The sequence below is a fragment of the Oryzibacter oryziterrae genome (assembly GCF_021864535.1).
GTDB classification, from domain to species: Bacteria; Pseudomonadota; Alphaproteobacteria; order Rhizobiales; family Pleomorphomonadaceae; genus Pleomorphomonas; species Pleomorphomonas oryziterrae.
The window spans coordinates 20,959-32,893 of sequence record NZ_JAKJIC010000006.1 but is presented as its reverse complement, the minus strand read 5'-3'; the positions used below and the strand labels follow the sequence as shown (position 1 = coordinate 32,893).

The following is an 11,935-nucleotide window of genomic DNA, read 5'->3' as shown; positions in this document are numbered from 1 at the left end:
CTCACCCCGCGAGATCAACGAGGCCGGCCGCGCCAGTGTCGCAACCGAAGGCGAGTTCCAGGCCGTCGCGGCTCCAGGCGAGCGCAGTGACCTGCGCGCCATTGGGGCGGTGCAGCAGCACCTCCTCGCGATCGGAGAAGCGCGACAGCAGGATCATGCCGTCCTCGTGGCCGAGCGCGACGATCTCCTCGCCGGGATGACAGGCAACCGCGGTGACCATTTCCTGGCGGCCGCCGAGTTCAAGCGGCGCCTTGCCCATCGGGCCGTCCTTGTAATGGAACGGCCAGAGCACCGAGACGCCGGCGCCCGAGGTGGCAAGGAAGCGACCCTTCACCGACCAGGACACAGACTTGACCTTGGCCGGATAGCCGGTCATGCGCATGTGCTGACCGTCGCGAAGGCGCCAGCCGTGCAGCGCCATTTCCTGCATGGTGGTGATCACGTTGGCACCGTCCGGCGACAGGGTGACGCCCACATGCGAGCCCTTCCATTCGAGTTCCTGCGGCTCGGCAGCCGTGCCGGGGAACCACAGCCCGACGCCGTTGTAGCCGGCGATGGCCACCCGCAAGCCCTTGGGGAAGAAGGCGAGACCGCCGACAGCGCGCGGGCGCGTCAGCTCGTGGCTGCGGCCGTTGCCCTCGATCACCCAGACCGTCCGGCCCGAGGCGAAGGCGACCGCACCATTGGGGCCGGCAGCGATCTGGTCGATCCACTTGCGGCCCTTCTCGGCCAGCACGGTGCTGGTACCCTCCGCGTCCGTCCGGACAACCTTGCCGTCGTCGCCACCGGTGAACACGGCCTTGCCGTCATCGGACGCCACCGCCGCGAGAATGCCGCCCGCATGCGGCCGCACCACCTTGCCCGCCGTGCCGAGCGCGATGGCACCGTCTCCGCAGGCGAAGACGGGCACATTGCCGAGATAGCCGGTCCAGACGACATAACCGGTGAGCGAAAGCGGAGTGGTGGAAGGCACGAGCGGCGAAGTCCTTGGGGCTAAGTTGAAAGGGCCTGTCAGGCCATGCAGGCCTGGAAGCCGGCTTCGAGCGCGGCCTTGTCGAGATGGCGGCCGATGAAGACGAGGCGGCTCTCGCGCGGCTCGCCGTCCTTCCAGGCGCGCTGCAGATCGCCCTCGACGATCATGTGCACGCCCTGCACCACATAGCGCAGCGGCTCGTCCTTGAAGGACAGGATGCCCTTGAGGCGCAGGATGTTCGGCCCCTGCGCCTGCGTGGTCTCGGTGATCCAGGCGAGGATCTTGTTGGGATCGAGCGTGCCGCCCTTGAGCGACACCGAGGTGACGTCGGTGGCATGCGTCGTCACATGGCCATGGTGATGGTGGTGATCATGGTCGTGGTGATGGTGATGGTGATCATGATCGCAATCGGGACCGCAGACATGCTCGTCTTCCGGCTCGAGGAAATGCGGGTCGAGTTCCAGCACGCGCTGCAGGTCGAAGGAACCGCGATCGAGAATGGCGTCGAGCGCCACCTGCGAGCGGGTGGTCTTGTGGATGGTGCAATAGGGATTGAGCTGGCGGATGGTCAGCTCCACCTCGCGCAGTTCCTCGGGCGTCACCAGATCGGTCTTGTTGAGCACGACCACGTCGGCGAAGGCCACCTGGTCCTCGGCTTCCGGCGCATCACCGAGGCGATCGAGGAAATGCTTGGCGTCCACCAGCGTCACCACGGCGTCGAGGCGGCTCATCTTGCGCACTTCCTCATCCATGAAGAAGGTCTGCGCCACCGGAACCGGGTCGGCGATGCCGGTGGTCTCGACAAGGATGGCGTCAAAGGAGCCGCGGCGCTTGGCGAGATTTTCGACCACGCGGATGAGGTCGCCACGCACGGTGCAGCAGATGCAGCCGTTGTTCATCTCGAAGACTTCCTCGTCGGTGTCGACGATGAGGTCGTTGTCGATGCCGATTTCACCGAACTCGTTGACGATCACGGCATAGCGCTTGCCGTGGTCCTCGGTGAGGATCCGGTTGAGCAACGTCGTCTTGCCGGCGCCGAGATATCCGGTGAGGACAGTGACCGGAATGGGGGCGGCGGACGTGGGTGCGGACATGAGGATCTCTCCAGAAAGGGCGCGCGGCGGCTCTCCTAACACGTCGCAGAGAAAGTTGCACGCGAGGAGAAAATCGAGCCGGAACCGTAAAAACGTTGCCCCCCTAAATAAGTGTCATAATTCCATGTGAAAAGGGGCCGCATAAAGTTGTGATCTGAGCGCCGGGCGGTAGACTAGTACGGCGCTTGGGCTGCAGAACTCGCTCCACCGGAGAAGGCCATGACATTCAATCACCGCAAGAGCGTCACCTACCGCCTGGTCCAGGCGGCCCGTGTCCAGCGCACGCGGGCTGCGGTGCATCTGAGCCGCATCGGATTGCACCCGGGACAGGAAGCGGTGCTCAAGGCACTCGCCGACAAGGACGGGCAGTCCATGTCGGAGCTCGCCGCCGAACTGGCCGTGCAGCCGCCCACCGTGACCAAGATGATATCACGCCTTGGAATCCAGGGCCTGCTGGTGCGCCAGACCTCGGCCGCCGACGGACGCCTTGCCCGCGTCTACCTCACCGAAGCCGGACGTGAGCGCGCCACTCAGGTGGATGCCATCTGGAAGAAGGTGGAAAAGGAAGCGCTGGCCGGACTTGAGGACAAGGACCGCAAGCGCCTCAAGAAGCTCCTGCGCCAGATCGAGAAGAACCTCGCCCCGGCTTCGGCTGCCGTGCAGCAGGCCGACGACGACGAGGAAGATGTGGCTCTGGTGACGCCGGAAGCCCCGGCCCAGACGGCGACCAAGGTTGAAGCCGTCACCGAGGAAGTGGCCGCCGGCGAGTGATTGCCGTCTATTGAGGCAGTTGGAGGCCCCCGAAGGGCTTCCAACGGACGCCTCGAGTGGAATAGGGTCCGGCAGCCGACACAAGACCTTGCCCTCGTCCCAGGACGAGGCGGTCAGAACTCGCCCCGCTCCAACACAAGACGCCGTCCCGCCGCTTCGCCGGATCGGGCCGGCCCCTGCCGAATGACAGCCCAGCTCCGCGCCATCTTCCTGTTCGTCCTGGCCTTTGGCCTCTTCGCCGTCCTTGACGCTTCGGCCAAATATGCCGGCCGCCACCTGCCGGTGCTCGAAGTGGTCTGGTTCCGCTACGCCCTGCATTTCCTGCTGGCGGCGCTGATCCTCAACCCGATCGCCTCGCCGCTGTCCTGGCGCATGCGCCATCCGGTGCTGCAGATCCTGCGTGCCCTGTCGCTCGCGGCAATGACCTGCTGCAACTTCCTGGCCCTCAGGGACCTGCAGCTGGCGCAGACTGTCTCCATCTATTTCCTCAACCCGCTGATCATCTCCGGCCTGTCGGCGCTGCTGCTGGGCGAGGCCATCGAGCTCAAGCGGCTCCTGGCCATCCTCACCGGTTTCGGCGGCGTGTTGCTGGTGACCCGACCAGGTCTTGGCGGCTTTCAGCCGGCCATGTTCTTTGCCCTGGGTTCGACCGGCTTCAGCGCCATCTACAACATGATGACCCGGCATCTGGCCCTGCGCGAAACGCCGGGATCGATGATCCTGATTCTGGCGGGTATCCCGACGCTCGCGCTCACCCCCGCCCTGCCCTTCGTCTGGCAGACGCCAGACAGCGCGACGCTCTGGGGCCTGCTGATCGTGGTCGGTGCCATGGGGGGCCTCGGCCATTTCCTGGTGATCCTGGCCCATCGGCACGCGAGCGCCGCCACGCTCGCCCCTTACAGCTACTCGCAAATCGTCTGGATGATCGGGCTCGGCTATCTCGCCTTCGGCGACACTCCGGACCTGTGGACCCTGGCCGGCGGCGCCGTGGTCAGCCTCTCGGGGCTTTACCTTCTGCTTCGGGAAACCCGGCAGCGCGTCAAGGCGACGGCAACGCCAGCCTGATCGTGCAACCTGCGGCTGGCGGTCCTGGAAAAAGCGTCGCCGCGAGCACAGATTATTACGGACACGCGGCTTTCCTTGTTGACCTCAGGGCGTGAATTGCCGCATCTCAGTCAAAACGATCAAACACACACTGGACGACAGATGAGTACCAACAGCAAGGACGACCTTCGTCGATTTCGACGCCGGCGCGTGACGCTCAGCCAGCTGGCGGCGCAGCTCGAAGTGTCGACGGCGACCGTCTCGCTCGCCTTGCGTGACAATCCCGCAGTGTCGGCGGAAACGCGCAAGAAGGTTCAGGCGCTCGCCGCCGAGATGGGCTACATCTACAATCGTCAGGCTGCCTCCCTCCGTACCGCCCGCACCGACATCATCGGCGTGGTGGTGCATGACGTGCTGAACCCCTATTTCGCCGAAGTGTTCCGCGCCGTGGAGCAGGAACTGGAAAACCAGGGCTTCACGATCCTGATCTGCAACCACCGCGACGAACTGGCCCGCCAGAAGAACTTCGTGCAGGTTCTGCAGCAGCAGAATGCCGACGGCCTGGTGATCTGTCCCTCGGTCGGCACCACCGCCGCCGATATCGACGCCATCGTCCGCACCGGCACACCGGTCACCATCATCTGCCGCGACGTCGACGGCGCCAGCGTGCCGAGCGTGCGCGGCGACGACGTGACGGGCATGTACGAGATCACCCGCCTGCTCATCGACAAGGGCCACAAGGCCATCGCCTTCGTCGGCGGCATCCGCCACACCTCGTCGGGCCGCGATCGCCACGCCGGCTTCATGAAGGCCATGAACGAGACCGGCCTGACGCCGGTGGCGGACATTCCAGAACTGATGACGCAGGGCGACGGCCGCCGCGCGGCCGAGCAACTGGCCGCACTCGACCCCAGGCCGACCGCCGTCGTCTGCTTCAACGACATCCTGGCCTTCGGCCTGATGTCGGGCTTCTCCAAGTTCAACATCCGCCCCGGCATCGACATTGCCGTGACGGGCTATGACGATGTCGACGGCTCCGAAAGCTGGGCACCGTCGCTCACCACCGTCAAGAACGGGTCCGAAGCCATCGGCAAGGAAGCCGCCCGCGCCATCCTGGCGCAAATCGTCGGTGACGATATCCCCTTCGACTACAAGCTCATCCCGCCGCAGATCGAGGTCCGGGATTCGAGCGGCTGACCGGCCGCAATCCCGATCGTCGCTGCATCATCCTCCCCACGCCGGAAGCTCCCATGATCGACTCCGAAGCCCTTCTCGCTGTTCTCCGTCGCGCGCCTGTCGTTCCCGTCCTGATCATTGACCGCCTCGAGGACGCCCGCCCGCTCGGCGCAGCCCTAGTGCGCGGCGGACTGCCCGCGCTGGAAGTGACCATGCGCACCCCGGTGGCGCTCGATGCCATCCGCGCCATGTCCGACATCGAAGGGGGCGTGGTCGGTGCCGGCACGGTGCTCGACGCGGCCCAGGCCCGCGATGCTGTTGCCGCCGGCGCCAAGTTCCTCGTCAGCCCCGGCGCGACGCCGGCCCTGCTGGATGCGGCGCTGGAACTTGGCGTGCCGCTGCTGCCCGGTTGCGCCAATGCTTCCGACGTCATGGTCGCCCGTGAGAAGGGCTATCGCGTGGTGAAGTTCTTCCCCGCCGGCCCGGCCGGTGGCCCCAACTATCTGAAGGCGCTCGCCTCGCCGCTCGCGGAAATGCTGTTCTGCCCGACCGGTGGCGTCAGCCTCGAAAACGCCCGCGACTATCTCAAGCTGCCCAACGTGATCTGCGTCGGCGGCTCCTGGGTCGCTCCGGGTGATGCGGTCAAGTCGGGAGACTGGGCACGGATCGAAACCCTTGCCCGCGAGGCCGCGGCCCTCAAGCCTTGAGGGCCTGCTCTTCCTGCTCGGCGAAATAGACGGTTTCCACCTGTTCGGGCGGCATTGGCCGCGCGAACAGGTAGCCCTGTCCGAAATCGGCGCCGAAATGCCTGAGCATGTCGCGCTGCGCCGGCGTCTCGATGCCCTCGGCGATCACGGCAACGCCGAGATCATGGGCCAGCGCGGTGATGCCGCGCACGATGGCCCGGCTTTCGCGCTGATCGGTCAGGTTGGAGACGAAGGAGCGGTCGATCTTCAGCAGATCCACCGGGAACTCCTTGAGATGGGTGAGTGAGGCAAAGCCGGTGCCGAAATCATCCAGCGCGATCTTGATGCCGCTGTTGGCAAGACTGACCAGCGTTGACTGCACATTGTCGGCCGCCTTGGACAGCAGCACGTTCTCGGTGACTTCCACCATCAGCGCCGAGCTGCGCAAGCCGTGCCGCTGCAGCGTGCCGAGAATCAGTTCAGACAGGTCGCCCCGGCGGAACTGGCTGGTGGAAACATTGATGGCGATGTGATCATAGGCAAAGCCGAGCGCTTCCCAGCGCGCCGCCTGCTCGACCGCCTGGGCAATCACCAGATCGCCGATGGCCTGGCCAAGCTGCGGATCCTCAAGCGCCGCACCGAAGAAGCCGGGTGAGGCCACGTAACCATCCGGCCGCCGCCAGCGCAGCAGCGCCTCGAAGCCGGTGAGCACACCGGTGCGCAGCGACAGCTTGGGCTGATAGTAGAGAATGAGCTCATTCTTCTCGATGGCGATGCGGATCGCCCTGAGGATCGAGTGGCGCAGCTCCAGTTCGTCACGCATCGAGCGGTCGAACAACACATAGCGATTGCGCCCGGCGCCCTTGGCCTCGTAGAGGGCGATATCGGCGTCCTTGAGGAGCTGATCGGCGCTGTTGCCGACCTCGCCGACCACGACACCGACGGAAATCGTCACGGGAATGGATTCGGCTTCATAGGCGATCGGCGCGATCAGCTCCCGCATCATCGCCTCGGCCATCGCCTGCATCTCGGCTTCGTCGACCGCTTCCGGCACCAGGAGAGCGAACTCGTCACCGCCAAGCCGGCCGACGACGCCCCTGCGCCCCACCGCCTGCGACAGGCGCCGTCCCACCTCGGCCAGCAACACGTCACCGGCGTGATGGCCGAGCGTATCGTTCACCGCCTTGAAGTGATCGACGTCGACCATGAACAGCGCAACCTTGCGGCCGACGTTGCGTCCATCGGCGAGAAGGGATTTTTCAAGCCGCTCCTGGAAGACACCGCGATTGATCAGGCCGGTAACCAGATCATGGGTGGCAATGAAGCTGACCTCTTCCTCGGTCTCCCGCTGCAGCGTTATGTCCTGGATCGTCCCGACCAGACGCACCACCTGGCCGCGCCGGCTCTCCGCCTCGCAGATGCAGCGGATCCAGCGCGCATGCCCCTTGGCGGTGGAGATCGGAATCTCCATCTCGAAGCCACCACCTTCGGTACAGACCTTGCGATACATGTCGCGCACTTCTTCGCGCACATCCTGGCGATAGAAGGCTGGCACCTCATGAAACTGCGGCCCGGGCTGTCCGGGGTCGAGTTCGAGAATGCGGTAGACTTCGCCTGACCAGGTCATGGCATTGAGGCGCAGATCATATTCCCAGCCGCCGATGCGGGCGAGGCGGGAGGTCTGCTCGAGCAGGACGCGCTGCTTGCCGAGTTCCCATTTCTGTGCGGCGATCTCGGCATTCTTCTTGGCCTTGCGGGCCTTGTCCTGCACGCGCTCGATGCGCGCAAGCCGCAGCTGCAGGCGATCAACGATGGCCGAGTGCAGCAGGCGCAGCCGACGGAGCGTTTCCTCGTCATAATCGCGCGGCTGCAAGCTCATGGCCGAGAGGGCGCCGATGATCACGCCCTTGCGCACCTGGATCGGCAGGCAAACGACAGAGCGAACCGGATTGGCGCACATGGCAATCGGGTGGTTGTCGTAGGTCGGTTCAGCCTTGGTATCGGGGATGATCAGCGGCACACCGGTCTCGACGACGACGGCGCTGAAGGCGCTTGTCCGCGGCACCTCTGCAAGGTCGTAGCCGCACATGGACTTGAACCAGACACGGTCGCGATCAACGAAACTGATGCAAGCGATCTCGCCGCCGACGAAAGATCGGGCCAACTCGCAGAAGCCGTCGAACTCCGGCTCCCGCGGCGTGTCCAGGATCTGATATCTGTAGAGTTCGCGCAGGCGAAGCTCTTCTTGCGCTTCCGTCAACGGCATACCGGTACCTCTTGTATGCAAGGAGTACCATAAGACGTAAAAATCAGGTTGAGATTGCGGTCTTGGTTTCAAATTGGTCGTGCATATGCGCAGATCCCCCCATCAAGGTTAGCAACCAGTAGACAAACGCCCCGGTTGGACATGGCCAACCGGGGCGCAAGCTTCTGCATGACAATCAATGGAAAAGGACTGCCCTTTGGCCGCCGATCACTTCTCGGCAAAGGCCTTTTCGATCACATATTCGCCCGGCCGGCTGCCGGAGCCCTCGTTGAAGCCGGAAGCTTCCATCAGCTTGACCATGTCGGCCAGCATGACTTCCGAGCCGCAGATCATGACGCGATCGGTGGCCGGCGACAGCGGCGGCAGGCCGAGGTCGCGGGCAATGGTACCGTCCGCCAGCATGGTGGTGACGCGGCCATTGTGCACGAAGGGCTCGCGCGTGACGGTGGGATAGTAGACGAGCTTGCCGGCGACGATCTCGCCGAGGATCTCGTCGGCCAGAACCTGCTCGTAGACCTGCTTGCCGTAAGCCAGTTCATTGATCTGGCGGCACCCGTGGATCAGCACCACCTTGTTGAAGCGCTCGTAGACGGCCGGATCGCGGATCACCGAGGCGAAGGGCGCAAGGCCGGTACCGGTGGACACCAGAAACAGGTTCTCGCCGGGCAGCAGGCTGTCCTGCACCAGCGTGCCCGTCGGCTTGTGGCCGACCCAGATGTCATCGCCGATCTGGATATGCTGCAGGCGCGAGGTGAGCGGGCCGCTCTGCACCTTGATCGAGTAGAACTCGAGGTAGTCCTCGTAGTTGGCCGAGGCGATCGAGTAGGCGCGCACCAGGAGCTTGCCGTCCACCTTGAGGCCGATCATCACGAACTGGCCGTTCTCGAAGCGGAAGCTCTTCTCGCGCGTGGTCCTGAACGAAAACAGGCGATCGGTCCAGTGGGTGACCTCAAGGACCTTCTCGACATCAAAGGCGGCCATATTCGTCTCCGGCTCGTCAAAAAATCACACACGATCTCCAGCAGATTGCTCGGCAAGGCCAGAGAGGAATTTCCGAAAAATGCGCCGCATGGGGTATGATTTTCCAAAGCAGGAAAACCGGTCCCGTGCTTCGGTCGACGCTCTATCGGATCAATGCCTACGCAATTTCGCGGGCGGGGCCGATAAGCCCAATAAAAATGCGGCTGTCAATCCGTAGACAGCCGCATTTCGGTATTTTCTAATGTACAAACTTTCCTGAAGGATCAGGCAGCGCGGCGCTTGACCGAGAGCGTGCCGACACCCTGTGCCACGGCCACGGCCAGCACGGCCTTCAGCGCGTCGCCCAGCAGGAAGGGCAGGAAGCCGAACTCGACGGCCTTGTCCCAGCCGATCAGGGCGGCGAGCCAGGGCAGGCCGAGCGCGTAGATGGCGACTTCACCGACAACGACGGCGCCGAGGGCACGCACCACACCACCGCGGCTCGCGACCAGGGCCGTCAGCACGGCGGCAGCGAAGAAGCCGGCGAGATAGCCGACGGTGGCCGGCTTGGCGATCAGCGTGAATATGTTACCGAACTGCTGGAACACCGGCAGACCAACAGCCCCTTCCAGGAGATAGGCACCGAGCGTCGCAGCGGCCAGGCGCGGCCCGTAGAGCAGGCCGACCAGCAGGACGGCGAAGGTCTGCATGGTCATGGGAACGGGGATCATCGGTACGGTGATCTGCGCGGCGGCGGCGATGAACAGCGAACCGACGACGACGGCGGCAGCCTTGATGCCAAGCGAAGACTGCGCCAGCGAGCGCGTGAAGGTCGAGGACGAAAGAGGCGCAACGGCGTTCAAGGGTGTGTCCTTTCACATCTGGGCACGGGGCGGGCTGAGCCCGCATTCATGTGGCGCTTCCCGGCCAGCCCGCGCGCCCCGCGGCACCCGCGTGAGCTCGCCGGCGACCGCAAAGGCGCCAGACCGACGCCGACATGACCATCGCATGCGCGATCCGTCAAGATGGCCGTTAGGCACATTCCCTTAGCAAACAGGCTTTTCCCGCGGAAATCCGGCGCATTTGCCGCAGCCCACGTGATCATGCGGACCTGCCATGCACGCTTAGCCAAAAAAATAATCGAAAAGGGGTTCCCCTTTGCCGGGCACTTCGCTATACACCGCCTCGACGCCGCAAGACACGGCGCTTGACGCGGGGTGGAGCAGCCCGGTAGCTCGTCAGGCTCATAACCTGAAGGCCGCAGGTTCAAATCCTGCCCCCGCAACCAAATACAAAAACCTCGTTGCCTCGCGGCAGCGGGGTTTTTTGTTTTGGGCAGCGCGGCCTTGGGTCGTCTTGCGTTTGCGCCCTCCGTCACGCAGAGGCGTCCGGTTCGCTGTGGCGGACCGGAGCAGGAAAGCGGACGCGTGGCAGGCCCTGGCTCTATCTCGGCGGCTGGATACAATCGCGCCGCAAATCAGCGAGATTGCCGTTGCGGGAACAAGGTCGTCCCCAGTTCTCCGACATCGCCACGTCGGGAGCGACCACGACGGAACTCGCGACGCGAACTTCCGGGCCATCGCCGTAAGGCGAGGACACGGAGGCGAAGGCCACCGCCAGGGCAACGCCGCCGGCGCAGATGTCGGTCCGTGTTCCGCCTCGGCGGCCCATCGCTTCAGGCCGGGTCGATGACATGTGAGCATCGCCAAGCCCTCTGACGTGTGGTGTCGGCGTTCAACCGGCCGGCAAGGGATGGGCTTCCGCCCCATGCCTCAATGCCAATTCACCGAACAGCTCGTGGACACGTTTCCATAGTTGTTCTTGTAGCTGCACAAAGTGCCCCCGGCTTCTGCTGTTGCGCTGTTGTCATTGGCGATGAAGGAGTCGCCGAGGGTGATGAAGGCATTTTGCGCATAGGCATCGACGCTCGCATTGCCACCTCGGGAATTTCCTCCGGCCTTGATCCGCAGCAGATCGAGCGAAGCGATGCTGCCTCCGGCGCCGCCAATGGCGAGGAACCCGGCCAGTCGATTGTTGACAGAGGTGGTGCCGGTCGCCGACGCCGAGATCGCGACCTTGCTCGCCGCGACGACAAGACCGTGCGCCCCGTTTTCGGTGAGCAGTCCGCCCTCCACGAACGCCGTCGGCATCGGCGTGATTGACCGCAGGACGATGCCGGAATCGGTGAAGCCGCGTGCGTCGCAGTTGCGTATGGTGATGCGTCGGCCGCTTTCCCACACAATACCCTGCAGGGCGCGGCCATAGCCATCCAGCGTCAACCCGTCCAGGGTCACCACGGCATCAGAACCGGCGTTGACGGTGACCGCAACCTTGCCGCTGGACGCAGAGATGAGGGCGATACCGTCACTCCCGTTGCGAATGGTGATGGCCTTGGTGATCGACACGGCGCCATAGGAACCGGCGTCCCGGATGATGATCTGTCCACCGTCGGTGGACGCATTATGGGCATATTGCAGCGTGGCACAGGGGCTTTTCACTGCCCCGCAACCGGTCTGATCCTTGCCCGCGTTGGCCACATATTTCGTCGTGGCACTGGTGGTGGCAGCGATCGTTGAGTCACCGGCGCCGGCCGCGTGCGACGGCTGCGCCAACAACAGGCCGACCAGCGTCGCGGCCAGACAGAGGATCCAGAAGCCCCCTGGTCTCCATGGTGTTGATACCGGTTGCATATTCTGGCTTGGCAAGGTGGTCATTCGGGGGACTCCAAAATGAAGATCGACCTCTGGACGGAGACGGCCAGTCCGATCGTGAACGGCCCCTTTCCAAATTCCGCACTTTCCTGCGGCGCTGCCGACCGAAAGGCCGAGGGGTGCTCAAACTCTCGAATCCGGTGCGATTTCTTGTCGACCTGACGAATCCGTCAGGTCGAAGGGCGCTCTAGTATTGCAATTTTGTATCGTCAATCAGGCCGAGGAGTATTCGGCTCCGGCAAGTCTTGCAGCAA

Annotated in this window: 10 protein-coding genes and 1 tRNA gene; 5 read left to right on the top strand and 6 right to left on the bottom strand. The window is 64.2% G+C overall.

The genetic code is table 11. The features are described 5' to 3' along the window. Position 1: 1 nt before the first annotated feature. Positions 2-973 (bottom strand): WD40 repeat domain-containing protein, encoded by a 972-nt coding sequence (locus L2I41_RS08135; RefSeq protein WP_237153038.1) that lies wholly within the window; start codon positions 971-973, stop codon positions 2-4. A gap of 38 nt (positions 974-1,011) precedes the next feature. After that, on the bottom strand, positions 1,012-2,067 hold the full coding sequence (locus tag L2I41_RS08130; RefSeq protein ID WP_237153037.1) for a CobW family GTP-binding protein: 1,056 nt from the start codon (positions 2,065-2,067) through the stop codon (positions 1,012-1,014). 219 nt (positions 2,068-2,286) lie between these two features. On the opposite strand from L2I41_RS08130, the gene L2I41_RS08125 reads away from it, so the two are divergent. From L2I41_RS08125 to eda, 4 genes are all read left to right on the top strand, one after another. Continuing rightward, entirely contained in the window at positions 2,287-2,838 is a 552-nt protein-coding gene (locus L2I41_RS08125; RefSeq protein ID WP_237153036.1) for a MarR family winged helix-turn-helix transcriptional regulator, read from the top strand. Between the two features lie 183 nt (positions 2,839-3,021). Further along, positions 3,022-3,903 carry a DMT family transporter gene (locus tag L2I41_RS08120; RefSeq protein ID WP_237153035.1) on the top strand — a complete coding sequence of 294 codons (882 nt, stop codon included), beginning with the start codon at positions 3,022-3,024 and terminating at the stop codon, positions 3,901-3,903. 141 nt (positions 3,904-4,044) lie between these two features. After that, the gene (locus tag L2I41_RS08115) at positions 4,045-5,079 is read left to right on the top strand and encodes a LacI family DNA-binding transcriptional regulator (RefSeq protein ID WP_237153034.1); all 1,035 of its coding nucleotides are present in this window, start codon (positions 4,045-4,047) and stop codon (positions 5,077-5,079) included. A gap of 53 nt (positions 5,080-5,132) precedes the next feature. Continuing rightward, positions 5,133-5,765, top strand: a complete 633-nt coding sequence (eda, locus tag L2I41_RS08110) for a bifunctional 4-hydroxy-2-oxoglutarate aldolase/2-dehydro-3-deoxy-phosphogluconate aldolase (protein WP_237153033.1) — start codon at positions 5,133-5,135, stop codon at positions 5,763-5,765. On the opposite strand, the gene L2I41_RS08105 is transcribed toward eda, so the two are convergent. The 3 genes from L2I41_RS08105 to L2I41_RS08095 form a co-directional block, all read right to left on the bottom strand. Beyond that, positions 5,755-8,010, bottom strand: coding sequence for a sensor domain-containing phosphodiesterase (locus tag L2I41_RS08105; protein ID WP_237153032.1), 2,256 nt, complete (start codon positions 8,008-8,010; stop codon positions 5,755-5,757). The two genes, eda and L2I41_RS08105, sit on opposite strands and share 11 nt — an antisense overlap. A 207-nt stretch (positions 8,011-8,217) precedes the next feature. Continuing rightward, the gene (locus tag L2I41_RS08100) at positions 8,218-8,991 is read right to left on the bottom strand and encodes a ferredoxin--NADP reductase (RefSeq protein ID WP_237153031.1); all 774 of its coding nucleotides are present in this window, start codon (positions 8,989-8,991) and stop codon (positions 8,218-8,220) included. Between the two features lie 263 nt (positions 8,992-9,254). Further along, positions 9,255-9,833, bottom strand: coding sequence for a biotin transporter BioY (locus L2I41_RS08095; protein WP_237153030.1), 579 nt, complete (start codon positions 9,831-9,833; stop codon positions 9,255-9,257). Between the two features lie 348 nt (positions 9,834-10,181). Here L2I41_RS08095 and L2I41_RS08090 point away from each other — a divergent pair. Then, positions 10,182-10,258: transfer RNA gene (locus L2I41_RS08090), tRNA-Met, on the top strand. A gap of 484 nt (positions 10,259-10,742) precedes the next feature. On the opposite strand, the gene L2I41_RS08085 is transcribed toward L2I41_RS08090, so the two are convergent. Continuing rightward, the gene (locus L2I41_RS08085; RefSeq protein WP_237153029.1) at positions 10,743-11,684 is read right to left on the bottom strand and encodes a right-handed parallel beta-helix repeat-containing protein; all 942 of its coding nucleotides are present in this window, start codon (positions 11,682-11,684) and stop codon (positions 10,743-10,745) included. Positions 11,685-11,935: the final 251 nt, after the last annotated feature.